This is a genomic window from Tessaracoccus sp. (assembly GCF_016714275.1).
Classification (GTDB): Bacteria; Actinomycetota; Actinomycetes; order Propionibacteriales; family Propionibacteriaceae; genus Arachnia.
This window is the reverse complement of sequence record NZ_JADJNP010000002.1, coordinates 346,723-372,225: the sequence shown is the minus strand read 5'-3', so window position 1 is coordinate 372,225 and position 25,503 is coordinate 346,723. Positions and strand designations below refer to the sequence as shown.

The 25,503-nt window shown below is 69.5% G+C and carries 29 protein-coding genes; 20 read left to right on the top strand and 9 right to left on the bottom strand.

Annotated features, from left to right (window positions below; all coding sequences use genetic code 11):
• Positions 1-126: 126 nt before the first annotated feature.
• The gene (locus IPJ61_RS10315; protein ID WP_297106633.1) at positions 127-648 is read right to left on the bottom strand and encodes an acetamidase/formamidase family protein; all 522 of its coding nucleotides are present in this window, start codon (positions 646-648) and stop codon (positions 127-129) included.
• A gap of 63 nt (positions 649-711) precedes the next feature.
• Here IPJ61_RS10315 and IPJ61_RS10310 point away from each other — a divergent pair, with 63 nt between their 5' ends.
• The 4 genes from IPJ61_RS10310 to IPJ61_RS10295 all read left to right on the top strand — a co-directional run bounded on the left by IPJ61_RS10310 (position 712) and on the right by IPJ61_RS10295 (position 3,705).
• Positions 712-1,743, top strand: a complete 1,032-nt coding sequence (locus tag IPJ61_RS10310; protein ID WP_297106629.1) for a prolyl oligopeptidase family serine peptidase — start codon at positions 712-714, stop codon at positions 1,741-1,743.
• Positions 1,744-1,796: 53 nt separating this feature from the next.
• Positions 1,797-2,033, top strand: a complete 237-nt coding sequence (locus IPJ61_RS10305) for a helix-turn-helix domain-containing protein (RefSeq protein ID WP_297106627.1) — start codon at positions 1,797-1,799, stop codon at positions 2,031-2,033.
• Entirely contained in the window at positions 2,026-3,282 is a 1,257-nt protein-coding gene (locus IPJ61_RS10300; protein ID WP_297106625.1) for a type II toxin-antitoxin system HipA family toxin, read from the top strand. Before IPJ61_RS10305 ends, IPJ61_RS10300 begins: the two co-directional genes overlap by 8 nt.
• A gap of 141 nt (positions 3,283-3,423) precedes the next feature.
• Positions 3,424-3,705, top strand: coding sequence for a helix-turn-helix domain-containing protein (locus tag IPJ61_RS10295; protein ID WP_297106623.1), 282 nt, complete (start codon positions 3,424-3,426; stop codon positions 3,703-3,705).
• A gap of 87 nt (positions 3,706-3,792) precedes the next feature.
• Here IPJ61_RS10295 and IPJ61_RS10290 read toward each other — a convergent pair whose 3' ends face one another.
• Both IPJ61_RS10290 and IPJ61_RS10285 read right to left on the bottom strand, forming a co-directional pair.
• A complete protein-coding gene (locus IPJ61_RS10290) occupies positions 3,793-4,359 on the bottom strand; it encodes a ClpP family protease (protein ID WP_366505497.1) in 567 nt (188 codons plus the stop codon).
• Positions 4,360-4,379: 20 nt separating this feature from the next.
• Complete coding sequence (locus IPJ61_RS10285; RefSeq protein WP_297106617.1) at positions 4,380-4,991, bottom strand: ClpP family protease; 612 nt, start codon at positions 4,989-4,991, stop codon at positions 4,380-4,382.
• 302 nt (positions 4,992-5,293) lie between these two features.
• Between IPJ61_RS10285 and IPJ61_RS10280 the strand changes: the two genes are divergently transcribed.
• Positions 5,294-5,572 carry a hypothetical protein gene (locus tag IPJ61_RS10280; protein WP_297106614.1) on the top strand — a complete coding sequence of 93 codons (279 nt, stop codon included), beginning with the start codon at positions 5,294-5,296 and terminating at the stop codon, positions 5,570-5,572.
• A 33-nt stretch (positions 5,573-5,605) separates the two neighbouring features.
• Here the strand turns inward: IPJ61_RS10280 and IPJ61_RS10275 are convergent, their stop codons facing one another.
• Together IPJ61_RS10275 and IPJ61_RS10270 are read right to left on the bottom strand one after the other, a co-directional pair.
• Positions 5,606-6,742 (bottom strand): acetamidase/formamidase family protein, encoded by a 1,137-nt coding sequence (locus tag IPJ61_RS10275; RefSeq protein WP_297106611.1) that lies wholly within the window; start codon positions 6,740-6,742, stop codon positions 5,606-5,608.
• A gap of 115 nt (positions 6,743-6,857) precedes the next feature.
• Complete coding sequence (locus IPJ61_RS10270) at positions 6,858-7,016, bottom strand: hypothetical protein (RefSeq protein ID WP_297106609.1); 159 nt, start codon at positions 7,014-7,016, stop codon at positions 6,858-6,860.
• Between the two features lie 153 nt (positions 7,017-7,169).
• Here IPJ61_RS10270 and IPJ61_RS10265 point away from each other — a divergent pair, with 153 nt between their 5' ends.
• From IPJ61_RS10265 to IPJ61_RS10240, 6 genes are all read left to right on the top strand, one after another.
• On the top strand, positions 7,170-7,958 hold the full coding sequence (locus IPJ61_RS10265) for a lysophospholipid acyltransferase family protein (RefSeq protein ID WP_297106606.1): 789 nt from the start codon (positions 7,170-7,172) through the stop codon (positions 7,956-7,958).
• A 55-nt stretch (positions 7,959-8,013) separates the two neighbouring features.
• Positions 8,014-9,120: a D-alanine--D-alanine ligase family protein gene (locus tag IPJ61_RS10260; protein WP_297106603.1), complete on the top strand. Its 1,107-nt coding sequence runs from the start codon at positions 8,014-8,016 to the stop codon at positions 9,118-9,120.
• 1 nt (position 9,121) lies between these two features.
• Positions 9,122-10,045: a thiamine-phosphate kinase gene (locus tag IPJ61_RS10255; protein WP_297106601.1), complete on the top strand. Its 924-nt coding sequence runs from the start codon at positions 9,122-9,124 to the stop codon at positions 10,043-10,045.
• Between the two features lie 84 nt (positions 10,046-10,129).
• On the top strand, positions 10,130-10,600 hold the full coding sequence (locus IPJ61_RS10250; protein ID WP_297106598.1) for a hypothetical protein: 471 nt from the start codon (positions 10,130-10,132) through the stop codon (positions 10,598-10,600).
• 4 nt (positions 10,601-10,604) lie between these two features.
• Positions 10,605-11,813, top strand: a complete 1,209-nt coding sequence (locus IPJ61_RS10245; RefSeq protein WP_297106595.1) for a phosphotransferase family protein — start codon at positions 10,605-10,607, stop codon at positions 11,811-11,813.
• Positions 11,813-12,184, top strand: a complete 372-nt coding sequence (locus IPJ61_RS10240) for a hypothetical protein (RefSeq protein WP_297106593.1) — start codon at positions 11,813-11,815, stop codon at positions 12,182-12,184. Before IPJ61_RS10245 ends, IPJ61_RS10240 begins: the two co-directional genes overlap by 1 nt.
• On the opposite strand, the gene IPJ61_RS10235 is transcribed toward IPJ61_RS10240, so the two are convergent.
• Together IPJ61_RS10235 and IPJ61_RS10230 are read right to left on the bottom strand one after the other, a co-directional pair.
• Positions 12,185-12,850 (bottom strand): response regulator transcription factor, encoded by a 666-nt coding sequence (locus tag IPJ61_RS10235; protein ID WP_297106590.1) that lies wholly within the window; start codon positions 12,848-12,850, stop codon positions 12,185-12,187.
• Positions 12,847-14,253 (bottom strand): sensor histidine kinase, encoded by a 1,407-nt coding sequence (locus tag IPJ61_RS10230; protein WP_297106588.1) that lies wholly within the window; start codon positions 14,251-14,253, stop codon positions 12,847-12,849. The genes IPJ61_RS10235 and IPJ61_RS10230 overlap by 4 nt, the downstream gene beginning before the upstream one ends.
• Positions 14,254-14,331: 78 nt before the next feature.
• Between IPJ61_RS10230 and IPJ61_RS10225 the strand changes: the two genes are divergently transcribed.
• The 5 genes from IPJ61_RS10225 (at position 14,332) to IPJ61_RS10205 (ending at position 19,858) form a co-directional block, all read left to right on the top strand.
• A complete protein-coding gene (locus tag IPJ61_RS10225) occupies positions 14,332-16,833 on the top strand; it encodes an FtsK/SpoIIIE family DNA translocase (protein WP_297106585.1) in 2,502 nt (833 codons plus the stop codon).
• A gap of 25 nt (positions 16,834-16,858) precedes the next feature.
• A complete protein-coding gene (gene rimO / locus IPJ61_RS10220; protein ID WP_297106582.1) occupies positions 16,859-18,283 on the top strand; it encodes a 30S ribosomal protein S12 methylthiotransferase RimO in 1,425 nt (474 codons plus the stop codon).
• Entirely contained in the window at positions 18,277-18,885 is a 609-nt protein-coding gene (pgsA, locus tag IPJ61_RS10215; protein WP_459251297.1) for a CDP-diacylglycerol--glycerol-3-phosphate 3-phosphatidyltransferase, read from the top strand. The genes rimO and pgsA overlap by 7 nt, the downstream gene beginning before the upstream one ends.
• A gap of 31 nt (positions 18,886-18,916) precedes the next feature.
• Entirely contained in the window at positions 18,917-19,396 is a 480-nt protein-coding gene (locus IPJ61_RS10210) for a CinA family protein (RefSeq protein ID WP_297106576.1), read from the top strand.
• Between the two features lie 186 nt (positions 19,397-19,582).
• Complete coding sequence (locus tag IPJ61_RS10205) at positions 19,583-19,858, top strand: helix-turn-helix domain-containing protein (protein WP_297106573.1); 276 nt, start codon at positions 19,583-19,585, stop codon at positions 19,856-19,858.
• Positions 19,859-19,884: 26 nt separating this feature from the next.
• On the opposite strand, the gene IPJ61_RS10200 is transcribed toward IPJ61_RS10205, so the two are convergent.
• Entirely contained in the window at positions 19,885-20,643 is a 759-nt protein-coding gene (locus IPJ61_RS10200; protein ID WP_297108127.1) for a DeoR/GlpR family DNA-binding transcription regulator, read from the bottom strand.
• A 101-nt stretch (positions 20,644-20,744) separates the two neighbouring features.
• Here IPJ61_RS10200 and IPJ61_RS10195 point away from each other — a divergent pair, with 101 nt between their 5' ends.
• From IPJ61_RS10195 to rny, 4 genes are all read left to right on the top strand, one after another.
• On the top strand, positions 20,745-20,939 hold the full coding sequence (locus tag IPJ61_RS10195; RefSeq protein ID WP_297106570.1) for a DUF3046 domain-containing protein: 195 nt from the start codon (positions 20,745-20,747) through the stop codon (positions 20,937-20,939).
• 166 nt (positions 20,940-21,105) lie between these two features.
• Positions 21,106-22,149, top strand: coding sequence for a recombinase RecA (gene recA, locus IPJ61_RS10190; RefSeq protein WP_297106567.1), 1,044 nt, complete (start codon positions 21,106-21,108; stop codon positions 22,147-22,149).
• Positions 22,139-22,654, top strand: coding sequence for a regulatory protein RecX (locus IPJ61_RS10185; protein WP_297106564.1), 516 nt, complete (start codon positions 22,139-22,141; stop codon positions 22,652-22,654). The genes recA and IPJ61_RS10185 overlap by 11 nt, the downstream gene beginning before the upstream one ends.
• A 214-nt stretch (positions 22,655-22,868) precedes the next feature.
• Positions 22,869-24,476: a ribonuclease Y gene (rny, locus tag IPJ61_RS10180; protein ID WP_297106560.1), complete on the top strand. Its 1,608-nt coding sequence runs from the start codon at positions 22,869-22,871 to the stop codon at positions 24,474-24,476.
• Positions 24,477-24,482: 6 nt separating this feature from the next.
• On the opposite strand, the gene IPJ61_RS10175 is transcribed toward rny, so the two are convergent.
• Positions 24,483-25,358, bottom strand: a complete 876-nt coding sequence (locus IPJ61_RS10175; RefSeq protein ID WP_297106557.1) for an aldose 1-epimerase family protein — start codon at positions 25,356-25,358, stop codon at positions 24,483-24,485.
• Positions 25,359-25,503: the final 145 nt, after the last annotated feature.

Genomic DNA, 25,503 nt, shown 5'->3' with positions numbered 1-25,503 from the left:
CGCTCGAAGGCGGGGTCGGTGTTCATCCGACCGTGCAAACGCACACGTTGCTGCGAGTCCGCTCCACCTCGTCGCCTCGAGGATCAGGCCCGCAGCCGACCGGGAGGGGCCGCGGTATTGGCACGCTCACGCGCGTCGGTCACGGATCACCGCGTCGAAGTCGGACTCGCGGATGCGGGCGTGGACGCCGCACACCACGTCGACGACCTGCGAGATGTCGAAGTCGGTCGCGGCGCTGAGGTAGGCGTAGGCGAGGTGCTCGTCGAGGCCCCATCGCGCCCGAATCAGCGAGATCGCCGCGCGGACGCACGCCCGCATCGCCTCGTCCAGGTCCGCGTCGAGGCCGGTCGGCACGAGGTAGCCGCCGGACCGGATGAGTGGACCCGTGACCTCGCCGAACGCGGCGACGGCGTCGTCGAGGCCGACGACGTCGAAGCGGAGCGTTGCCCGCAGCGACGCCTCGAGTGCCGTGAGCGCCACCTCGCCGTCGCCCTGCGCGAAGTGCGGGTCACCGATGTAGGCCAGCGCCCCGGGCACCTGCACGGGGAGATACAGCACCGACCCCTCGACGAGCAGGTTGATGTCGATGTTGCCGCCATGTCTTCCGGGGGGCACGGAGTGGGGGCGGTCGTCGGAGTTGACGGCCACCCCCATGATGCCGAGGAAGGGCGCGAGCGGGAACTCAACGACCGGCTCCCCGCCCTCGACGACGTGAAGAGCGTCGTGACCATCCTCACCCCAGGCGAGGCCGGCTGGGAGAAGCGCCCCCTCGCGGGAGTGCCTGCGCTCGGCACGATCGAGGTCGGAGCCGTCGACGACGAGACCTCGGACGAGCTATGGGTGATCGCGACCGACTTCCTGACGCCCAGCACGCTGCTGCTCGCCGACGCCTCCGCGGACGCCGACGCCCCCGAGGCGCTGAAGGCGGAGCCCGCGTTCTTTGACGCGGACACCCACGCGACCGAGCAGCGCTTCGCGATCTCCGACGACGGCACGCGCGTTCCCTACTTCCTGGTCCGGCCACGCGGCCGGGTCGACGCCGACAACCCGACCCTGCTCTACGGCTACGGCGGCTTCGAGATCTCGTTGACCCCGGCCTATGCACCTGGCGTCGGCAAGGGCTGGCTGGAGCGCGGCGGGTCGTACGCCGTCGCCAACATCCGCGGCGGAGGGGAGTACGGCCCGCGCTGGCACCAGGCCGCGCTGCGCGAGAACCGGCACCGCGCCTACGAGGACTTCGCGGCCGTCGCCCTCGACCTGATCGCGAGCGGCGTCACCACGTCGGCGCGCCTCGGGGTGCGCGGCGGTAGCAACGGCGGCCTGCTCACCGGCAACATGCTGACGCGGTACCCGGAGCTGTTCGGCGCCGTCGTCATCCAGGTGCCGCTGCTCGACATGCGGCGCTACAGCCACCTGTTGGCGGGCGCGTCGTGGATGGACGAGTACGGCGACCCCGACACCGACGACTGGGACTTCATCCAGACGTTCTCGCCGTACCACCTTTTCGACCCGGCGCGGGACTACCCGCCGACGCTGCTGCTCACCTCGACGCGCGACGACCGCGTACACCCCGGCCACGCACGCAAGATGATGGCGAAGCTCGCCGGTACAGGGAAGCGGGCCTGGTATTACGAGAACATTGAGGGCGGCCACGGCGGCGCGGCCGACAACCGTCAACGCGCACACATGGACGCCCTCTACCTCGAGTTCCTGCGGCGCCAGCTCGCGGCCGACGATGCTTGACTACATATTGGTAGTAGCATAGCCTGACTACCGATACGTAGTCAGGAGGTGTGATGTATTCGGGAAAGGTGACCGGGCCGGAGTCGCTCGGGAGAATCCTGCAGCAGTCGCGGCTGCTCAAGGGGTGGAGCCAGCGCGAGCTGGCCGACAGGCTGGGCATCTCCCAACGCTACGTCTGGGAGATCGAGGCGGGGAAGCCGTCGGTCTACACCGAGCGGCTGTTCGCCTTCATGCGTGAGACGGGCATGACCTTGACCGCGACCGTGCCGGAGAGGGACGACGGTGGCTGACCTCCTCGTCGAGCTGTACGACACCGTCGTCGGGCGCATCGCGGGGGATTGGCGCAGCTTCGACTTCTCGCCCGAGCCTGAGGCGCTCCGGCGGTTCGGCCTGGATAGCTCGGTGTTGTCTGTCGCCGTGCCGCTGGTACCGGTGTCGACCAGGTCGCGGCGCGCGCAGCGCCAGGCCTTCTTCGCCAACCTGCTACCCGAGGGTCAGGCGCTCATGCGGCTTGCTGCCCGCGTGGGGGTCGAGCAGCACGACGTCGTGGGTTTCCTCCGCCACTACGGACGCGACGTCGCGGGCGCGCTGCAGATCTGGGATCCCGATGTGGTCGGCGAACCGCGGACGCCGCGCCGGGTGTCCCTGGACGAGACAGGCATCGCCGCCCTGCTCCTTGACGCGCAGGGAAGCCCGCTCGGGAACCGGCCGTTCGGGGGCAAGACCTCGCTCGCCGGCGTCCAGGAGAAGATCGTCCTCGCCTGGGACGGTGCGTGGGCCCAGGTGGTGGATGGGTATCCGTCGACGCACATCTTGAAGCCGGAGGTGCCGAGCCTGCGATCGATGATCTACGACGAAGAGTACGGCGCGCGGTTCGTGCGCGCGCTGGGCCTCGCCTCGTTCGACACCGCGCTGAGCATCTTCGATGGCGTGCCAGCCCTCGTCGTCGAGCGGTTCGACCGCACGACGACCGTGGCGTCGGGTCTCAAGACACCCGGACGCGTTCATGTGGAGGACTTCGCGCAGGCCCTCGGGCTGACGGGCAACCAGAAGTACCAGCGTTACGGCGGGAGGGTGACACTCGGTCGGGTCGCGGACGTGCTTCGTCAGCACGATCCATCGTCGCTGGCGGCGCTCAGCCGGACGGTGGTGGCCGCTGTCGCGACCGGGAACCTGGATCTGCACGCGAAGAACCTGGGCCTCCTGCACCCGGAGGCCGGCTCCGTGAGCCTTGCTCCCGCCTATGACTGGGTGCCGATGGCGCACCAGTCGACGGACGGCGAGCTAGCCATGGCAGTCGGCCGGGAGTACCGGCACGCTCCCCTCACCACAGAGCACCTGGTTCGTGAACTCCGCGGGTGGGGTGTGAGTGGCGCGGGGAGCCTCGTGAGCGAGACCCTCGAGACGATTCTCGAGGTGGCACGGCGAGAAGCTCCGGCCGAAGGCGCGCATCTGGGGTTGCAGAGCGACATCGTGACGTTCGCGGAGCGCCTGCTGCGTGGGGATCCGGTTGGCCGGGCCATCAGCGTCGCGGGCTGATTTCGCCGCTCAGACTTGACCATCAACACGAGCGCCATAGGCGGCGGCGCTCCGCGCAGGGGCGTGGCTCAATCCGGCGGAGCCGCACTGCTCACAGCAGAACGAGGGCGCGGCTGCGGTGGGCGCGACTACCGTGTCTCCATGGGAGAGTTGCGAGCCTTCAAGAGATCGGATGTGGAGCCGTTGTGGCGCGAGGCCGTCGGGGAGACGCTCCGTCGCCGTCGGCTGGATGAGGGACAGCGCCTCGCCGACGTCGCCAAACGGGCCGGCGTGTCGCCGCAGTACCTCTCCGAGATCGAGCGCGGACGAAAGGACGCGTCGTCGGAGGTGCTCGCCGCCGTCGCCGGTGCCCTCGACCTCACGGTGCGCGAGTTGGCCACCATCACCGTTGCGGGCGCCGGCCCGGTCTGCCTCGCCGCATAGTCCATGGAGTTCTGACGCACGACCCGCCCTTCTGTGCCCGTTTGGGCACAGAAGGGCGGGTCGTGCGCCATTCCTCCATGGTCGCCGTCAGCGCTCCGTGAGGACCCGGTCGACGATGCCGTAGTCGACGGCGCCTTGGGCCGTGAGCACGAGGTCGTGTTCGGTGTCGACGCGGACCTGTTCCGGCGTCCGGCCGGTGTGCCGGGCCAGGACCGCCTCGAGCAGGCTCCTTGTCCGCTCCACCTCGTCGGCCTCAAGGATCAGGTCCGGGATCGTGCCGCGGTGGCCCTCGGCGGCGGGCTGGTGCAGGACGACACGGCCGTGCGGGAGGATCTGGCGGTGCCCGGCCGCGCCGGCGGCCAGGAGGACCGCCGCGTTCGCGACCACCTGGCCGACGCAGGTCGTGTGGATCGCCGGACCGACGAACTGCATGGCGTCATAGATCGCCAGCATCGAGGTCGTCGACCCGCCGGGCGAGTTGAGGTACAGGCTGACGGGCGCGTCGGGGTTCTCCGACTCCAAGTGGATGAGCTGGGCGATGACGGCGTTGGCGACGCCGTCATCGATGGGCGTGCCGAGGTAGAGGATGCGGTCGCCGAGCAGCCGGGAGTAGATGTCGCTGGTGCGCTCGCCGCCCCGGGTCCTCGTGGACACGTAGGGAATGGTGTAGCCGGTCACGACGCCACCGCCAGACCGACGGCGGCGCGGGGCCGCGGGCGGATGTCGTCGAGGCTCGTCACGACCCGGTCGATGAAGCCGTAGGTGAGCGCCTCCTCGGCCGTGAACCAACGGTCGCGGCGGGAGTCGCGCTCGACGGTCGCCACATCCTGGCCCGTGTCGGAGGCGATGAGGCCGAGGACGGTGTCGCGGGTCTGGCGGAGGTCGTCGGCCTGGATGGCGATGTCGCCGGCGCTGCCGCCGATCCCCGCGGAGCCCTGATGCAGCAGCACCTTCGAGTGGGGGAGGCTGTACCGGTGCCCTGGGGCTCCCGCGCTGAGCACGAATTGGCCCGCGCTGGCGGCCAGTCCGAGGTTGATCGTGCGGACGGGGGCGGGGATAGTGCGGATCGTGTCGCGGATGGCGAGCATCGACGTGACGGAGCCGCCGGGGGAGTTGATCCAGAGGTAGATGTCGGCGGACGGGTCGTCGCTGGCGAGCAGGACGAGCGCGGCACACAGCCGGTTGCCGAGCGTGTCATCCAGCGGTGACCCGAAGAACAGCGTGCGCTGTTCGAGCAGGCGCGCGGCGAGCTGCTCGTCGAGTGGGGTGAGGGGGTTTTCGGTCATGATGCCAGCCTCCTCGCTCGGTGCGACACAACCCAGGGCGTGCCGCTGAGGGCAGCGCTGCTCACAGCAGCCCGCGATACCTAAATGACATGACATATTAGTGAACGGTTCCCGAATTCTCGGCGAATTGATAGAGGTCGAGGGGCTGTTCGTATCCATATCGGCTCTGCCATTGGCGCTCACTAGTCGACCAAAGTAGCCTTCGCGAAGACAGCGACGGGCAAAGCATGTTTGTTTTGACAAAACAGCGAAGCTGGCTACCGCCACTGAAAGGTATTTGAATGTCAATACAGTCACGTTTCGTGCGTGTCGGAGCAGTGGTCACCGCCACCGCCCTGGCCTGCATGGGGCTCGCCGCCGCGCCGGCTGCAGCGGCGCCGAAGGGGCCCAGGAACGTCATCTACATGATCGGCGACGGCATGGGGTACAACTCCGTGGACCTCGTCAACATCCTCATGCACGGCAAGACCCATTACCAGGTCGACACCGGCGGCGACAACAAGCCGCTCCTCGCAGGCACAAACTCGCCGCGTCCCAGCACGGGCTTCCAGAGGTCGTCGTCCATGATGGCCTGCTCGTAGCGCCGAAACGCGGCCAGCAGATCGGCCGGGATCTCACACGCGTCGCTCGCGGATCACCGCGTCGAAGTCGGACTCGCGGATGCGGGCGTGGACGCCGCACACCACGTCGACGACCTGCGAGATGTCGAAGTCGGTCGCGGCGCTGAGGTAGGCGTAGGCGAGGTGCTCGTCGAGGCCCCATCGCGCCCGAATCAGCGAGATCGCCGCGCGGACGCACGCCCGCATCGCCTCGTCCAGGTCCGCGTCGAGGCCGGTCGGCACGAGGTAGCCGCCGGACCGGATGAGCGGACCCGTGACCTCGCCGAACGCGGCGACGGCGTCGTTGAGGCCGACGACGTCGAAGCGGAGCGTTGCCCGCAGCGACGCCTCGAGTGCCGTGAGCGCCACCTCGCCGTCGCCCTGCGCGAAGTGCGGGTCACCGATGTAGGCCAGCGCCCCGGGCACCTGCACGGGGAGATACAGCACCGACCCCTCGACGAGCAGGTTGATGTCGATGTTGCCGCCATGTCTTCCGGGGGGCACGGAGTGGGGGCGGTCGTCGGAGTTGACGGCCACCCCCATGATGCCGAGGAAGGGCGCGAGCGGGAACTCAACGACCGGCTCCCCGCCCTCGACGACCGGGAGCCGACCGACGAGGCCGCCGTCGCGCCCGGCCACCGGGCAGAAGACGCTGACGGTGCGCGCCCGCCGCGGAAGCTCGCCCGCGAGCGCCCCGCGGCCGTGCCGGTTCGAGATGACCCCGTAAGGAACTCGTGGTGCCAGGCGCTCGACTGTGATCTTCAGCAGGTCGCCTGGTTGGGCGTCACGGACGTAGATCGGACCCGTGACGACGTGCGGGCCGTCGATGTGCGGGTCGTGCCCCGGGCTGGTCGCGATCTCGACGGCGTCGCCGAGCACCGCCTCGGCGGGCACACCGTGCCCGCCGAAGTAGCCGACCGGATCCCGGCCCTGATCCTCAAGGATGCCCTCGTGGCTCACCGTGTCGATCGTGACCGAGGTACCCGGCGAGACGGTGAGCACCGGGGTGTCGGCCCGACACGGGAGGCGCCCCCACAGCACGTTCCCCGGCGTCGCCGGGAGGTACAGGTCGCCAGGGATGGGCCCCTCGCCCCGTTGCAGGACCTCCGCCATGAGATCGTCTTCGGCAATGCGCGCAACGGTCTGGGTCATGGGGGGTCCTTCGTTGGAGCGGGAGCGGGATGGGGGAAACCCGGATTCTGTGGTCTCGACTCGCCGACTCGGCTGGCGCCTCGTGCGGCGGCTCAACCAGCGGAGAGCCGTGCGTTCAGTCAGCGGCGTCGGCCTTCGCGAACCGGGCGTCGGGCGCGGCCAAGTCGATCTCCTCCGCCCCGGCCGTCGTCGTGCCGTTGCGGACGGAGCTGCCCAGCGGAGCGATGGCCAGCTGGATCAGGCGGATGGGCGCGTGCGTCAGGGTCTTCCTCATTGCTGCCTCCGATGGTTGACGAAGAGGTACGGGTCGGGACTGGTTGCCGACGACGCTAGGACTCGCGGATGAGACCCTGGCGACGACCAGGTTTCAGGCAGTGTGCTTGTTGTATCAATCTCGTGACGAAGCCGAATGCGGAATGATGGGGTGATGCAGAAGAGGGACGAGAAGCCCTGGCGGCGACGACGCCGCGACGTCAACCGCGAGCCCGCCCCGGTCGTGTACCGCGCGCTCGTCCGGCTCGTGCGCGTGTTCATCCCCCTGGTCGCCCGCCGGCACTGGGCGGGTCAGGAGCACATCCCCGCGACGGGGCCGGCGATCGTCGTCGGCAACCACATCTCAAACTTCGACCCCATCGTGCTGGGCGAGTACCTGGTCTATAGCGGGCGGTGGCCGCGGTTTCTCGGCAAGGCCGACATCTGGCGCGTGCCCGTGCTCGGCTGGGTGGCGCGGCAGTGCCAGCAGATCCCCGTCTACCGCGACACGGACCGCGCCTCCGACTCACTGATCCACGCCCGCAAGGCGCTGGAGCGAGGGCAGTTGATCGCGCTGTACCCGGAAGGCACCATCACGGCCGACCCCGACGGGTGGCCCATGACCGGCAGGCGCGGCGCCGCGCAGTTGGCGTTGCGAACAGGGGCGCCCGTGGTCCCGGTCGCACAGGACGGCGCGCAGCTGGTGCTCGGCGGCAAGCGGATCGAGTGGCGGCGCCTCTTCGGGCCGCGGCGCGACATCCGCGTCGAGGCCGGCCCGCCCATCGACCTCAGCGACTTCGATGGTGCTGAGCCCACAAAAGAGGTCCTCGACAAGATGACCGAGCGCATCCTCGACACGCTGACGGGGATGCGCGCCGAACTCACCGGACTCACCCCTCCGGAGGACCGCTACGACGCTCGGCGGGGCGCGCGAGTGCCCAGGGGGCGCGCCATCGGCGAGTAGAGTGCTGCCCCGGGCGCGAGCGCACGGCTCGCCCGACCTAACTGGAGGAACACCTGTGAGCACTCGTGTCGCGCTGATCTTCGGCGGCCAGTCTTCGGAGCATGGCATCTCCTGCCTCACAGCCGCCTCCGTGCTCGAGGCGATCGACAAGGAGCGCTACGACGTCGTCGGTGTCGGGATCACGAAGTCGGGTCGCTGGACACAGGTCCCGTTGGAGGTGATCGCGAGCTACAGGATCGTCGACGGCGTGGCCCCCGAGGTCGCGGAGCCGGAGTTCGAGGCCGTCTGGATGGTGGGTGAGCGCGGCTGCGAGGTCGCTACGCGGGATGGCGAGCGCCTAGTCGATATCCATGGGGTCGACGTCGCGTTCGCGCTGCTACACGGCCCTTTCGGAGAGGACGGCACCATCCAGGGCATGTTCGAGATGATGGGTATCCGCTACGTCGGCAGCGGCGTCACCGCGTCCGCCGTCGGCATGGACAAGCACTTCATGAAGGTGGCGTTCGAGGCCGCGGGGCTGCCCGTCTGGCCGTACGTCGCAGCGTCGGCGCATCGCCTGCGCACCGATCGCGACGCCGTCCTCGCGGAGGTCGCGCGGCTCGACTACCCGTTGTTCGTGAAGCCCGCCCGCGGTGGCTCCTCGATCGGCATCTCGCGGGTTACCGATCCTTCGCAGCTCGACGCCGCCATTGCGGAGGCTCAGCGTTTCGATCCGAAGGTCGTCTTCGAGCAGGGCTTCGTCGGCGCGCGGGAGCTGGAGTGCGCGGTGCTCGGCAACCCCGAGGCGCCGCTGGGCTGCGACGCGTCGATCGTCGGGGAGATCCGGGTCCAGGCAGAGGACGGCTTCTACGACTACGAGGCCAAGTACTTCGACGAGCACGGCGCGGCGCTCGATGCCCCCGCAGTGCTCGACGAGGACACCGCGGAGCGTCTGCGGCAGCTCGCGAAGGAGGCGTTCGTCGCCGTGGACGCGGAGGGCCTCGTGCGCGCCGACTTCTTCGTCCACGAGGACGGCATCTTCATCAACGAGGTCAACACCATGCCCGGGTTCACCGAGATCTCGATGTACCCGACGCTGTGGCAGGCCTCCGGCCTTACCTATCCGCAGTTGGTGGCCCGGCTCATCGACCTCGCCCTTGACCGCCCGGTGGGGCTGCGCTGACGTGGCGAGCGAGTTCGAGCTGATCGCCCGGATCACCGACGGCCTCGAGGTGGGCGACGACGTCGTCCTCTCCGTCGGCGACGATGCGGCCGTGCTGCGGCCGACCGGCGACACGGTTGTGACCACCGACATCCTCGTCGAGAACGTGCACTTCAAGCGGCAGTGGTCGCCCGCGCGGGCCGTGGGCCGCAAGGCGGTCGCGGTCAACGTCTCCGATGTCGAGGCCATGGGGGCTCGGCCCAGCGCCGTCGTGGTCGCGCTCGCGGTGCCGAAGGACCTCGAGCAGGCGTGGGTCGAGGAGTTCGAGGCCGGCGTCAAGGAGGAATGTGCCACGGCGGGCGTGAGCCTCGTCGGCGGCGACCTCTCCAGCTCCGCGCAGATCGTCGCCTGCGTCACGGCCATCGGCGACCTGGAGGGCCGCGCGCCGGTCACGCGCGCCGGGGCGAGGGCGGGCGACGTCGTCGCGGTCTGCGGCAGGCTCGGCTGGTCCGGAGGAGGACTCGTCGTCCTGCAGCGCGGCTTCGGCTCGCCCAAGGACCTCGTCGCCGAGCACCTGACGCCTACGGTTCCCTACGGGCAGGGCGTCCTCGCCTCGGACCTCGGCGCTACCGCCATGCTCGACATCTCCGACGGCCTGCTCGCCGACCTGGGCCACATCTGCGAGCGGTCCGGCGTCGGCATCGACGTCGACACCGCGCTGATCGAGATCCCGGACCCCGTCGCGCGTGTGGCGGCCGCCACAGGGAAGAGCGCGCTCGGCCTCGTGCTGACCGGGGGAGAGGACCACGCGCTGGCCGCCACCTTCCCCGCGACCGCGGCGCTTCCCGGCGGGTGGCGCAGGGTCGGCACCGTCACGGCGGGCGACGGCGTGACGGTCGATGGCGCACCATGGGACGGCGTCGCCGGCTGGGACCACTTCGGATGAGAGAACTCTCATCCGCCTCTCCTCGTCGGCTCACATAGGCCTGATTTTCTTGTCTCCATCGACCAGTTCAGGAGGAACAAGATCATGAATACCAAGCGCACCGCACTCTGGGCCGTGACCGGCGTCATCGGCCTCTCCGCCGTCGGCGGGTTCGCCTGGGCAGACAGCCAGCGCCCCACCGACACCCCCACCCCCGCCGTGACGGCTCCGGCCTCGCCGTCGGTGTCCGGCCCCTCCCAGGGCGCCACCACTCTGACGGCCAACACGGCCCCGACGGCGAACACCGCCAACACCGCCCCGACGGCGCAGACCGCGAAGACCCCGGTCAGCCCCCAGACGGCGAAGTCCCCGGTAACGCCGAAGTCGCCGGTGAGCCCGCGGACCGCGAAGTCCCCGGTTTCCCCGAAGTCGCCGGTCAGCCCGCGCACGGCCAAGTCGCCGGTTTCTCCGAAGTCGCCGGTGAGCCCGCGGACCGCGCACTCCCCGGTCTCCGCGAAGTCTCCGGTCTCCGCGGTCACCCCGCAGTCGCCGGTCAGCGCCCCTTCGGCCGACTGACCGCATGACCGAGATGCTGCTCAAGGAGACCCGGCTACTCACCTCCCCCCAGGCGGCCGGGCTCCTTGAGCTCGCCCTCACGGGTGACCCCGAGGCGTCGATTCCGGGCTTCACGGCGCGGCTCGACGAGCTGCACTACCGCCCAGGCGCCGAGGTCAGCGCCATCTACACGGTGAGCTACGAGACGGCACCCGGGGATGTGAGCATCGAGTACCTGGTGGCCACGACCGCGGAGGTCGAGGGCGCCGTCGCTACGCTGCAGCGCGCAGGCACCGTGCTCCGGGTCTGGCGGCATCCCGCCGACCCACGCCTCCCGGGCCTGCAGCCGTCCTGCGATCCGGAGACCGTGCTGGCCTGGCTCACCGAGGCGGGCGTGCCCGTCCCGGAGGCCCTGCACGTCGAGTTGCTCGGCTACCGGCCGCTCCGGCGGGCCGTGCTGCGGGCGACAGCCGACGGCGTCGACTACTACCTCAAGGTGCTGCGCCCCGGCTACGACGACAAGCTGGCCGAACGCCAGAACCTGCTCGCCGCCGCGGGCGTCACCATCCCGCTCCTGGCGCGTCCGGCGCCTGGCGTGCTGATCAGCCCCGCCGTAGCGGGGCACTCGCTGGCGCAGGCGCTCGTCGGCGACGGGCCCGTGCCCAGCGCCGATGACATCCTCGCGCTCCTCGACCGCCTCCCCGCAGGCGTCGCCGACCTGAAGCTGCGACCCTCGTGGAGCGCCCGCCTCGACTTCCACGCCGCGACCGCTCGGCAGCACGCGCCGTCCGAGGCCGCGCGTGTCGACGAGCTTGCCCGGACCATCCAGGGTGTCGTTGACCTCGGCCGCCACGGGTCGACGGTGCCCACGCACGGCGACTGCTACGAGGCCAACATCTTCGTCGACGGCGCGGGCCTGCGGTTCATCGACGTCGACTCCGCGGGCCCTGGGCTCCGCGAGGACGACCTGGCCTGCCTCGTCGCCCACCTCGCCGTCCTGCCGACGCTCGCGCCCGGCGCGTATCCGCGGGTTCCGGAGCTTCTCCGCGAGTGGCAGAGCGCGTTCGACGAGGCGGTGGACCCGGCCGACCTCCGCGCCCGCACGGCCGCGGTGCTGCTCAGCCTCGTCTCCGGCGCGACGTCGGACCAAGCGCTCGTCCGACTCGCGTTGGCTGAGAGCTATGCCGCGGCCGCCCAGGCGATTACGCTGGAACGAAGGAAGGGAGCCCTCTGATGGCCAAGTCTGGTTACGCGTGGGTAGCCTCCGGCGCGCTGGGCATCGGCGCGTGTGTCCTCGGTGTCGCGACCCTGCTCAATCACGAGCCGGCTGATGCCGTCGCGCGCCCCGCCGTCACGGTCGGGCCCTCGTCGGCGGCCCGGACCCCTGAGCCCGGTAACCCCACTCACACGCCGACGGCATCCACGAGCGCCCCGGTGCCCACGAAGACGGCGACTCCCACCAAGAAGGCCACCGCCCCGACGAAGAAGCCGACCAAGAAGGCGACGCCGACGAAGAAGCCGACCAAGCAGACCACGCGCAGCGCCTCGACTGCGCCGTCGGCGGTGTCCGCTGTCAGCGCCCCCTCGCCGGTCAGCGCGGATTGATCAGCGGTTCAGCAGCCGGTAGCCCATCCCGCGGACCGTCTCGAAGCGCTCCGAGCCCAGCTTCTTGCGTAGGTAGCGCACGTACACGTTGACGACGTTCGAGCCGGGATCGAAGTCGTAGCTCCATGCTCCGCTCAGCAGCTGTTCGCGGCTAAGCACTTGTCCGGGGTTGCGCAGGAACATCTCGGCGAGGGTGAATTCTCGCGCGGTGAGCTCCACCTCCTTGCCTCCGACCGTCGCGTGCCGGGTGCGCAGGTCGAGGGAGAGGTCGCCGTGCGTCAGCACGGTGGGGGAGTCTCCCGCGGTGTCGGCGCGGAGCCTGAGCTGGATCCTGGCGAGGAGCTCCTCGAAGCTGAACGGCTTCGCCATGTAGTCGTCGGCGCCCGACTGCAGCCCCGCGACGGTGTCCGCGACCGACGAGCGCGCCGTCAGCATGATCACCGGCATGGAGACGCCCTGGCCGCGGATCCGGGCGAGTACCTCGAAGCCGTCGATGTCGGGCAGTCCCACGTCAAGCACGATGAGGTCGGGCTCGCCCGCCACCGCGCGGGCCACCGCGAGCAGGCCCGAGGCCTCGACGACCGGCGTGTACCCCGCGGCCTTCAGTCCCTTGGCGATGAATGCCGCGATGCGCGGCTCGTCCTCGACGATCAAGATCTGACTCACGCGTGCTCCTTCTCCACCACGGGCACGACGATCGTGACCCGGGTTCCTACCCCTTCGGCCGAGTCGACGAGGACCCGCCCGCCGTGCGCCCTTGCGATCGACGACACGATCGCAAGGCCGAGCCCGGTGCCGGTCCCCGAGCGGCCGCGCTCGGCGCGCTCCAGGACCCTGCTCTGCTCCTCGGCCGCAATGCCGACGCCTTCATCGCGCACCCACAGCCGCAGCTCGTCGCCGTCGATGCTGCTGCCCATGCCGATCCGGGAGCCCTCCGCTGAGTAGCGGACGGCGTTGGCCGCGAGCTGCAGCCACGCCTGCGAGATCCGCTGGGCGTCCAGCGCGGCCTCGATGTCGGCCAGGTCCTCCAGCACCCAGTGCCGCGTCCCGAGCGTCGTCGCCTTCGCGAGCGTCTCGTCGGTGAGGCGCGCGACGTCGGTGGGCCGGGGCATGACGAAGTCGCGCTGCTCGGACTTTGCGAGCGTCAGCAGGTCATCGACGAGGCGGCGCATCCTGTCGAGTTCGTCGATGACGAGCGCGCGCGAAGAGGCGACGTCCTCCGGGTCGGTCGCGTCCATGATCTCCAGGTGGCCGCGCACGATGGTCAGCGGCGTGCGGAGCTCGTGGCCGACGTCGTCGAGGAGCTCGCGCTGGCCCGTGACCGCCGTCTCCAGGCGGTCCAGCATGCCGTTGACCGTCACGGCGAGCGCGGAGAGGTCGTCGGTGCCCTCGATCGGGACGCGCTGCGAGATGTCGGTCTCGGTGATCCGTTCGACGGTCTCGCGCATGGAGCGCATCGGGCGCAGTAGCCGTCCGACGATCAGGGCGATCAGCATCGCCACCAGCACGAGGGATCCGGTCGCGACGAGCGCGTAGGTGGTGAAGATGGGGCGAAGAGCCGCGCGCTCCGTGGTCATGTCGACCGCGTGCACCATCGCGCCCGTCGCCCCGTTCTCGGTGAATATCACGGGTACGACGACATAGCGGACGTCGCCCTGATCGGTGACGATGTCGCCGAACGTGACCACCGGCTCCGCGGTCTGGGGAAGGACGGCCTCGACGAGCTGTGGGAGTTTCTCGGGGCGGAACCGCACCGTCGAAGGGGCGGCCCACCGGACGCGCCCGTCGACAACGGCGAAGGATCCCTCGGAAGGGAGGTGGACTTCGCGCTGCATGGCGGCATACAGGAGCCCCTCGGGACCGGAGAAGGGCTCGCCGGTCGCGGGGTCGAACTCGCCGGCGAGCAACGCGATCTCATCCGCCACGCGGGTCAGATCGGCGGTGACCCGTGCCTGGAGGCTCGCCTGCGCCTGCAGATAGACCAGCACCCCGCTCAGGAGAAGCGCGAGACCGGTGAGCAGCACGACGGCAGAGATCACTCGCGCCCTGATGCTCACGTGCCGGTCCATGTGCCCAGTGTGCCCAATCGGGCCGCGGGCGGCCCGCCATCGTCCGCAAACGGCTCGTTGTCGGTTAGGGTGGCGACCATGGCGTCCCGCACTACTTCCCCAGCGCGGAACACCGGCACCAAGGCGCGCTCCTCGAGCGGGTCAGGCGCTGCACGTTCCACGGCCAAGAAGCCGGCCCCCAAGGGGCCGGCCAAGTCGACCACGCGCTCGTCCCGTCCGCCCGCGAAGAAGGCTCCCGTGAAGCAAGGCCCCGGCATCGGGATGACCATCCTGAAGGGCATCGGCGCGGCGTTCGGCGCGCTCGCCGCGGGGGTCGGATGGGTCGCGCGCAGCTTCGGCGGTGCCGCGCAGGACGTCGATCCGAAGCTTCGCCGCGACGGCTGGGGCCTGCTCCTGCTCGCGATGGGCATCGTCGTGGCTGCGCGCTTCTGGTTCGCGCTGCCGGGTCCGGTCGGCAGCGCGCTGGGCGTCGCCGTCACCACCGTCTTCGGTTCCTTCTCGCCCGTCGTCCCCGCTGTGCTGCTGTACGGCTCCTGGCGCGTGCTGCGGCACCCGCGTGACGTCGAGGCCGCGCCCCGCACCGGCCTTGGCTGGTTCCTGATCACCATGGGCGCGCTCGGCCTCGTGCACATCGCGCGTGGCCTGCCGACGCCGGCCGACATGCCTGCCGTCCGCGAGGCTGGCGGTGTCGTCGGCTACGTCGCGTCCAGCATTCTCACCGACCTCGTCACGGCCTGGGTGTCGGTCCCGCTGCTCAGCCTCGTCACGCTCTTCGGCGTGCTGGTGGTCATCGGCCGCCCGCTGCACGAGATCTTCGCCGGTATCCGCGCGCTGTTCAGCTCGCTCGTGGAGCGTGACGACCCCGAGCCGAAGGAGAAGCTCGCCTATGGCGTCGACGTCCCGTACGACACCCCGCTGATCGAGGACTCCTACCGCGAGGACGAGGTCTACGAGCCCTCCGACGACTTCGTGCTGCAACCCGATCCGGAGCCCGCGGCGCTGCCGGCCGGGCAGCGCACCACTGCCGGGCGCCCGAAGGACGAGGCGCGCGAACTCGACCCGCCGCAGCACACCCCGGCGCCACCGCGGGCGGAGCAGCTGCAGCTGAGCGGCGACATCGCCTACCTCCTCCCCGACGACCAGGCGCTGTCTCCGGGATCGAAGCCCAAGCTGCGTACCGAAGCCTCCGACAAGGTGGTGCGCCAGCTGGCCGCCGTTCTGCAGGAGTTCGAAATCGACGCCCGCGTGACCGGCTATACGCGGGGCCCGACGGTCACGCGTTACGAGGTGGAGCTCGGTTCGGCCATCAAGGTCAGCAAGGTCACCGGTCTCGCCGACAACATCGCCTACGCCGTCGGATCCAACGAGATCCGGATCCTCACGCCCATTCCCGGCAAGTCCGCGATCGGCATCGAGATCCCCAACCTCGACAAGGAGGTCGTCTCGCTCGGCGACGTCCTGCGCTCGCCGAAGGCCAAGAACGACCACCACCCCATGACGGTCGGCCTCGGCAAGGACGTCGAGGGCGGGTTCGTGCTGGCGAACATGGCCAAGATGCCGCACCTGCTCGTCGCGGGAGCCACCGGCTCCGGCAAGTCGAGCTTCGTGAACTCGCTCATCACGTCGATCATGATGCGCGCTACCCCGGACGAGGTGCGCCTGCTGCTCGTCGACCCGAAGCGTGTCGAGCTGAACCAGTACGAGGGCATCCCGCACCTGGTCACGCCCATCATCACCAACCCGAAGAAGGCCGCCGAGGCCCTCGCGTGGGTGGTGCGCGAGATGGACATGCGCTACGACGACCTCGCCCACTACGGCTTCCGGCACGTCGACGATTTCAACAAGGCCGTTCGTGCGGGCCAGGTGAAGCCGCCGGAGGGGTCCGAGCGGGTACTCACGCCCTACCCGTATCTGCTGGTCGTGGTCGACGAACTGGCCGACCTCATGATGGTCGCCCCACGCGACGTCGAGGAATCGATCGTGCGCATCACGCAGCTCGCGCGCGCGGCGGGCATCCACCTCGTGCTCGCGACACAGCGGCCGTCGACCGATGTCGTCACCGGCCTGATCAAGGCCAACGTGCCCTCGCGGTTGGCGTTCGCCACGTCGTCGATGACCGACTCCCGCGTCATCCTCGACCAGCCCGGTGCGGAGAAGCTCGTCGGCAAGGGCGACGGCCTCTTCCTGCCGATGGGTGCAAGCAAGCCGATCCGTGTGCAGGGCGCATGGGTGAACGAGTCGGAGATCCGCGATGTCGTCGCGCACGTGTCCGAGCAGCTGCAGCCGAACTACCGCGAGGACGTCACGGCGGGCTCTTCGGCGGAGAAGAAGGTCGTCGACGACATCGGTGACGACCTCGACCTCGTGCTGGACGCCTGCCGCCTCGTCGTGGAGCTTCAACTGGGCTCGACGTCGATGCTGCAGCGGAAGCTCCGCGTCGGCTTCGCGAAGGCCGGACGTCTCATGGACATCCTGGAGAGCAGGGGAGTCGTCGGCCCGTCCGAGGGCTCGAAGGCGCGCGACGTGCTCGTCAAGCCCGAGGACCTCGACGACGTTCTCGCGAACCTCGCCGCGGGCTGACGGCTGAGCGATAATGAACCCCACCATGACGAGCCGACTGAGAAGCGTCCACATCGCCTCCCTCGGCTGCGCGCGCAATGACGTCGACTCCGAGGAGTTGGCGGCGCGGCTGGAGTTGGGCGGGTTCACGCTCGTCGCGGACCCTGAGGCTGCCGAGACCGTCGTGGTGAACACCTGCGGGTTCGTCGAACAGGCCAAGAAGGACTCGATCGACACGCTGCTGGCCGCCGCCGACCTGAAGGAAGAGGGCGGCGTGCGCTCGGTGGTAGCGGTCGGCTGCATGGCGGAGCGGTACGGCGCGGAGCTCGCAAGGGAGCTGCCCGAGGCCGACGCGGTGCTGGGCTTCGACGACTACGTCGACATCGCCGACCGGCTCCGCTCCATCCTCGACGGCGAACGCCACATCTCGCACGTCCCCCGCGACCGGCGTCAGTTGCTGCCGATCACGCCGTCGGCCCGTCCGGCGGCGGCCGGCGGCGTCGCGACGCCCGGCCACGCCCCGCTGCCCGAGGGTCTCGCGCCCGCGACCGGGCCGCGTACGCTGCGCCGTCGGCTAGACAACGGCCCGTCCGCCTCGCTCAAGATCGCGTCGGGATGCGACCGACGCTGCGCCTTCTGCGCGATCCCCGCGTTCCGCGGCAGCTACCTATCGCGCCCCGTCGAAGAGGTGGAAGCCGAGGCCCGCTGGCTGGTCGAGAACGGGGCGAAGGAGCTCTTCCTTGTCTCCGAGAACACGTCCTCCTACGGCAAGGATCTGGGCTCGGACGTGCGCCTTGAGGGCCTCCTGCGCCGCCTCTCCCGCCTCGATGGGCTCGAGTGGATCCGCGTGTCCTACCTCCAACCCGCCGAGATCCGCCCCAGCATGCTGGACGCCATGCTCGGCACCGAGAAGGTCGTGCCGTACTTCGACCTCAGCTTCCAGCACGCTGCCCGGCCCGTGCTGCGGGCCATGCGCCGCTTCGGCGACGCCGACAGCTTCCTCGACCTGATCGGCCGAATCCGGGCCGTCGCGCCGCGCGCGGGCATCCGTAGCAACGTCATCGCGGGTTTCCCCGGTGAGACCGAGGCGGACGTCGAGACGCTGCGGCGGTTCATCGTCGACGCCTCGCTCGATGTGCTCGGTGTCTTCGGCTACTCGGACGAGGACGGCACCGAGGGCTTAGGTCTCCCGGGGCACCTTCCAGAGGACGAGATCGAGGAGCGCCGCGCGCTGCTGGCCGATGTGGCCATCGACGTCTGCGAGGCGCGCGCCGCCGACCGGATCGGTGAGGAGATCGTCGTGCTCGTCGAGTCTGTCGACGGCGAAATCGTCGGCAGGGCCGAGCACCAGGCGCCGGAGACCGACGGCGCTGTCACCCTGATCGGGGCCGACGACCTGGGCGTCGGCCGCCTGATTCCCGCCCGGGTCGTCGACTCGGCCGGCATAGACCTGATTGCGGAGGCATCGTGAGCGACACACCGAGCCACGGGGCACCCGTGAGCAACTGGAACCTCCCCAACATCCTGACGGTCGTCAGGATCATCCTCGTGCCCGTCTACGTCGTGCTCCTCTTCCGGGACCCCGGGCTCTTCGAGTGGCGGTTCGCCGCGACGGTGGTGTTCGTCCTCGCGATGCTGACCGACCTCGCGGACGGCTACATCGCCCGCAAGTACAACCTGATCACCGACTTCGGCAAGCTGTGGGACCCGATCGCCGACAAGGCGCTCACCGGAGCCGCCTTCATCTCCCTCAGCATTCTGGGGGAGCTGCCCTGGTTCTTCACCATCATCATCCTGGTCCGCGAATGGGGCATCACGTGGGTGCGCGAGATGCTCAAGAAGTACGGGACCGTCATGGCCGCCAACAAGGGCGGCAAGGCGAAGACGGCGACACAGACGTTCGCGTTGATCCTGTTCAGCCTCGGCCTCGTATTCCTGCCGGGCTGGCTCCAGGTCACGGCCTGGGCGCTCATGTGGGCGGCGCTGATCCTCACCGTCGTCACCGGGATCGACTACCTCATCGGCGCCTGGCGAATCCGCAGGGACGCCCTGGCCAAGGGGGAGTCCGGGTAGCCTGGGAGCAGTCAACGAGGAAGGAAGAGCCATGTCGCTGGCAGCGGATGTGATCAAGAAGATGTCGGAGCGGTCGGTGACGCTGGCCACCTGCGAGTCGATCACTGGCGGTGGCATCGGAGCGGCGCTCACCTCGGTCCCCGGAGCGTCTGCCGTCTTCCGGGGCGCCCTCGTCACCTACGCCCGGGATCTCAAGGCGTCGCTTGCGGGCGTCGACGAGGAGCTGATCCGTCACGACGGCGTGGTCAACGAGCTGACGGCCCTCCAGATGGCGTTCGGCGCACAGCGCCAGTGCGAGTCGGACTGGGCGGTCGCGACGACCGGCGTCGCCGGCCCCACGGAGATCGACGGCGCCTCCGTCGGCACGGTGTGGTTCGCCGTCGTCGGTCCACGCGTTGGCGTCTCGTCCGCACCGCAATACACCGAGCTCAAGCAGCTGGAGGGCGACCGCGAGCAGATCCGCGCCGCCGCCATCGAGCACGCCTTCGAGATGCTGCTCCGCGTCCTGTGACCACCCGCTGCTCGCTGGGCCACCGCTTCCGTAACAGACCCTAGTGATGCGTCCACCCCACTTGCCGCCAAACGGCACGCCCATACCGGACACCCACTAGTTCGCTTACCGGGAACAAATCCGCAGAGGGCGGAGTTACACCAGGCGAGGCGGACACAGGGTTCCCTCGAAGCAAGGTAGGTAGCCGTGAAGACGATTCTGATTCGTAAGGTGATGGGCGAGACACTCCGGGAGCTCCGGATGTGCGCCGGCATGACCCTGCGAGAGGTCTCCATGGCCAGCATGGTGTCCCTGGGGTATCTCTCCGAGATCGAGCGCGGTCACAAGGAGGCCTCGAGCGAAGTCGTCTTCTCGATCGCCCAGGCCCTGAACGTCTCCCTCTCCGACCTCATGATCACGATCAGCACGAAGCTCGCGGCTCTCGAGGCCGAGCGTCAGGGACGGCTGGTCTCCGCCGCCTGAAATCCGTGGTCGGTGCGCCCCGAGGCTTAGCTTCGGGGCGCTTCCACGACGTGGACATCGACGCCGGCCGCGCGGATCGCTGCGAGCTGCGCGGGTTCGATGTCCGAGTCGGTGACCAGGATGTCGATGTCGCCGATGTCGGCCATCTTGGCGAGCGTAGGGGTGCCGATCTTCGACGAGTCGCAGGCGACGATGACCCGCTGAGACCGCTCGATCATCGCGCTGTTCGTGCGCGCCTCGATCTCGTCGTGGGTGGTCAGCCCGTTCTCAGCCGTCAGGCCGTCGCCGCCGATGATCGCCGTGCCGATGTTGACGTGCTTCATGGTGGACTCGGCCAGCGAGCCGACGAGCTCGAGCGAGTTCGGCCGTAGCACGCCGCCTGCGATAAGGACGCGAACCTGTCCCTGCTCCGCGGCGGCAAGACCGATGCTGATCGAGTTGGTGATGATGGTGAGGTCGCTACGGTGCTGGAGCGCACGCAAGACCTCGGCGGTCGTCGTGCCGCCGGTGAGGCCGATCGCGTGCTTGCCCGGCGGAAGGAGCGTGACGACGTGGGCCGCGATCCTGCGCTTCGCCTCCAGATTCCTGCCGTCGCGCAGCCGCACGGGGAGCTCCGCGTTGCCCTTGGCCGGGTGGGCGCCCCCGTGCGTGCGTTCGAGCAGACCCTGCGCCTCCAGCACGGCGACGTCGCGGCGGATGGTGGCGCCGGAGGCGTTCAGCTTCTCCGCGAGATAGGCGAGCGGAAGGTGCCCTCGCTCATTCAGCAGGGCGAGCAGAGCGACCATGCGGTCGGACCGCTTGTGGGAGGGCATCCCCGGTGCATTCATGAGACGTACGCTAGTGCACGCGTACGGCCGATGCGCACCCTAACCGGTACGGTTGGCGCGTGCGCGAGGTTGAGCTGTGGCAGCGGATGGACGAGGTCCTTCCCGCGGGATATGCCGCGTCATGGGCGGATCAGGTCGTGATGGAGGAACTGGGCAGCAGGACGGTGCGCGAGGCGTTGGCCGCGGGGTTGCCGTGCAAGCGGATCTGGCGGGCTGTCTGGCGCCAGCTGGAACTCCCGGCGACGCTGCGCTGAACGGGGGTCGGCCCCGGCGTGTCGCGGCCATTCGAACGAATGTTCGGTAAGCTGTGCGGGTAGTTATCCACAAGGTCGGGCGTCGGTGAAAAATTGTCGGTGCCGTTTCCTACTGTAAGAGACATCAGCCCGGTGACGCGCCGGGAGCCCAGGAGAGGAAAGAACAATGGCAGTTGCAGACCGCAGCAAGGCGCTCGAGGCCGCACTCGCGCAGATCGAGAAGGCCCACGGGAAGGGCTCGGTCATGCGGCTGGGCGAGGACTCCCGGCAGCCCATGGACGTGATCCCCACGGGGTCGGTGGCGCTGGACGTCGCTCTCGGCATCGGCGGCCTGCCTCGCGGGCGCGTCGTCGAGATCTACGGCCCCGAGTCCAGCGGCAAGACGACGGTGGCGCTGCACGCCATCGCCAATGCGCAGCGCGAGGGCGGCATCTGCGCCTTCATCGATGCCGAGCACGCGCTCGACCCGGACTACGCACAGAAGCTGGGAGTCAACACCGATGAGTTGCTGGTCTCGCAGCCGGACAACGGCGAGCAGGCGCTGGAGATCGCGGACACCCTTGTGCGTTCCGGCGCGCTCACTCTCATCGTCATCGACTCTGTAGCCGCTCTCACGCCGCGCGCGGAGATCGAGGGCGAGATGGGCGACTCCCATGTCGGCCTGCAGGCCCGCCTCATGAGCCAGGCGCTGCGCAAGATGACCGGCGCGCTGAAGACGTCGAACACCACCGCCATCTTCATCAACCAGCTGCGAGAGAAGATCGGTGTCATGTTCGGCAGCCCGGAGACCACCACCGGCGGCCGCGCGCTCAAGTTCTACTCCTCGGTCCGGCTCGACGTGCGCCGCATCGAGACGCTGAAGGACGGCACGGAGATGGTGGGCAACCGCACCCGCGTCAAGGTCGTCAAGAACAAGGTGGCCCCGCCCTTCAAGCAGGCCGAGTTCGACATCATCTACGGCGCGGGCATCTCGCGCGAGGGCTCTCTGATCGACATGGGCGTGGATGCCGGCATCATCCGCAAGGCGGGCGCGTGGTTCACCTACGAGTCGGACCAGCTGGGCCAGGGCAAGGAGAATGCCCGCAACTTCCTTCGCAACAATCCTGACGTGGCTGAGGAGATCGAGCGGCGCATCCGCCTGCACCTCGGCATCGACAAGGAGGACGTGCCGGAGGGGATCAACCCGGAGACCGGCGAAGTTGACTTCTGAGCAGGAGAGGGAGTGGGTCACGCAACTCGACGTGGCCCGCACCATCGCGCTGGATCTCCTGACGGCCAGGCAAAGGTCGGCGCACGAGCTGCGGGCGGGACTGCTGCGGCGCCGCACCCCACCGGACGTGGCGGATGAGGTGATCGCGCGGCTTACGGAGGTGGGCCTTGTCGACGACGCGGCCTTCGCCGAGGCACTGACCACCTCGCGTGTCACCCACAGCCATCGGGGCCGTGCGCGCATTCGTCAGGAGCTGCGGGAGAAGGGTGTCGACCGCGAGGTGGCCGAGGCAGCGCTAGCTGATCTGGACCCCGATGCGGAGTTAGAGGGTGCGCTCGCGCTCGCGCGACGCAGGGCCCGGTCTCTTGCGGGGCTTGAACCGCACGTCGCACGCCGTCGGCTGGCGGGTGTCCTCGCGCGGCGGGGCTACTCGCCGAGCGTCGTCTCCGCCGCCCTCGCCGACGCGCTGAGTGATGTTGTTGAGTTTCCCGAGGGCGACCAATAGGCTCAGGGCCAAGGTCACAGACCCTGCATGAAACCCGGCCGGCCCCCCGGCCAAACGACTTCGACATGACAAACCGGCGGTCCGCCGCCGTCTGAACGATTCATCGCGCCACTGGTCGGCGTGCACTTTTCAGACCCCGCCCCTCGGCGGGGGAGCGAGCCGTCGCCATCGTGGCAGGGCCTTGTGGCCGAGCGATATGCCATGAGGAGGCACCGTGCCCGAGGTCGGATGGGTGTTAGCCGCCATTGCGTTGGTTGGAGTCGTCGTTCTCGGCGTGCTGCTGCGCCGCGCGTCGACGCGTTCCGCGGAGGATCGCGCCAAGTGGGAGAAACGGTCGCGGGCGGACATCGCATCGGCGCGAGAGTCCGCTCAGGCCGCAGCCGTCACGCTGCGCGCGGACGCGGAGCGTGTCCTCGCCCAGGCGGAGGCCCGGGCCAAGGAGGAGATGGCCGACGTCGAGCGTCGGCGCCGCGAGATGGAGGCTTCCATCGCGTCGCAACGCGCCGAACTCCGCGAAGAACGTGCCGCCCAGGAGCGCAGGGCCGAGAGGCTGCACGAGCGGGAGGACAGGGTTGCCGCAGACGCCGAAGGGGTCGCGGCCAAGGCCCAGCGGCTGGAGACGCAGCGGACCCAGCAGCGGGAGGCCCGCGACCAGCTTCGAGAGGAACGCGAGAGCGTCGCGCAGGAACTCGAGCGGGTCGCGGGGCTCACGGTCGCGGACGCCAAGCGCGAGATCATCGCCGAGGCGGAGCGGCAGGCGAAGCTCAGCGCCGCGCAGCTCGCCCGCACCATCGAGACCACGGCCAAGCGCGACGCGGACCGCGTCGCTCGCTCGATCGTCGTGACCGCCATCCAGCGGATCGCGGCCGAGCAGACGAGCGAGTCCGTCGTGAGCACCGTTCACCTCCCGAGTGACGACATGAAGGGCCGCATCATCGGTCGCGAGGGCCGCAACATCCGCGCCTTCGAGCAGATCACCGGCGTCAACCTGCTGATCGACGACACGCCCGAGTCCGTGCTCCTCTCCAGCTTCGACCCGGTGCGCCGAGAGGTCGCCCGGCTCACGCTCGTCGACCTCGTCACGGACGGGCGCATCCACCCGGCGCGCATCGAGGAGGTCTACGAGCGCAGCGAGCGCCAGATCCACGACCGGATCGTGCGCGCCGCCGAGGACGCGCTGCTCGAGGTGGGTATCGCGGACCTGCATCCGGACCTCATCCCGACGCTCGGCGCGCTTGCCTACCGGACGTCCTACGGCCAGAACGTGCTGCGCCATCTCGTCGAGTGCGCGCACCTGGCAGGCGTCATGGCCGCGGAACTCGGCCTCGACGTCGCCGTCTGCAAGCGCGCCGCGTTCCTGCACGACATCGGCAAGGCGTTGACCCACGAGGTGGAGGGACCACACGCCCTCATCGGCGCTGAGCTGCTGCGCCGCCACGGCGAGCACGAGGACATCGTTCACGCCGTCGAGGCCCACCACAACGAGGTCGAACCGCGCACCGTCGAGGCCATCCTCACGCAGGCCGCGGATGCGATCTCCGGATCCCGCCCGGGTGCCCGCCGCGAGTCGCTGGAGGCCTACGTCGAGCGGATGGAAAAGCTCGAGCGGATGGCGACGGCGCACGAGGGTGTGCAGCGGGCCTACGCCATGCAGGCCGGCCGGGAGGTGCGCGTCATGGTCTCACCCGAGGCCATCGACGATGCCGCCGCCCAAGTGCTCGCGCGCGAGATCGCGCGCGAGGTCGAGGCAAAGCTCAGCTACCCGGGGCAGATCCGGATCACGGTGGTGCGGGAGTCTCGCGCCACCGAGACCGCACACTGACGTAGATCAGCTGGCGCGGATTCCCCACACGGAGCGGGTCGAGGCGCCCGGCTCGAGCGTGATCAGGCCTGCGCGCGTCGGGCCCTCGTTGAAGGCGTCCGGGCCGCAGGTCATGGGCTCGACGGCGACCGCGTCGCGCTCCGGGGTGGTGTAAACCTGAACCCAGGGCAGCGTCTCGTCGGCCCAGAACGCGAGGGTCTTGTCGCCGAGCCCCAGAACGACTTCCCAGTCGACGGGCGCGCCGGTGAGCGCGGTGTCGAAGAACGTGTCGCCGATGGAACGCGGCTCGCGGAAGTCGTGCTCGGGGGTGACGGGGGCCACCTCGATCGGCAGCAGGCGCTCGGGATCGACGAGCAGCTCCTCGGAGAAGGGAAGCGTCAGCCGGGTCGTCGCGACGTCGGCGAGGACGTACGGGTGGGTGCCGTAGCCGTAGGGCGCGGTGCCGGCACCCAGGTTCTTCGCCTCGACGGTCACGGTGAGCCCGTCGTGGTCGAGGCGGTGCCCGATGGTGACCTCGAGCACCCAGTCCCATCCCTGCTGCGGGTAGAGGACGGTGGAGAGGACGACCTCGTCGGGCGTGTGCCGCACGAGATCCCAGGCAGCGCCCTGGGCGAGACCGTGCAGCGCGTTGTTGCGGGCGATCTCGTTCACGGGCAGCTGCCTGGTCACGCCGTCGTAGGTGTAGCGCCCGTCGCGGATCCGGTTGGGCCAGGGCACCAGCTGCCGACCCTTCGACCCGCCGGGCTGATCCTCCGTGAAGGTGTAGAGGGTCTCGGTGCCGTCGACCGTGAGGCTGCGCAGGCTCGCGCCCACCTCGGTCACGACGGCGGCGTAACGCCCGGACTCGATGAGGAACTGCTGACCGGTGGGAAGAATCGTCATGTGGCGAGCCTAGTGGCCCGTCGCACCCTAGATGCGCGGATACGCGGCGCCATGCGGGCGATTGACGTCGTTGTCGTCGGTCGACGTAGTGCCCCGCTATGACTCCCTTCTCCGCCTTGTCACTCATCCCGCCTGACGCCGCGTC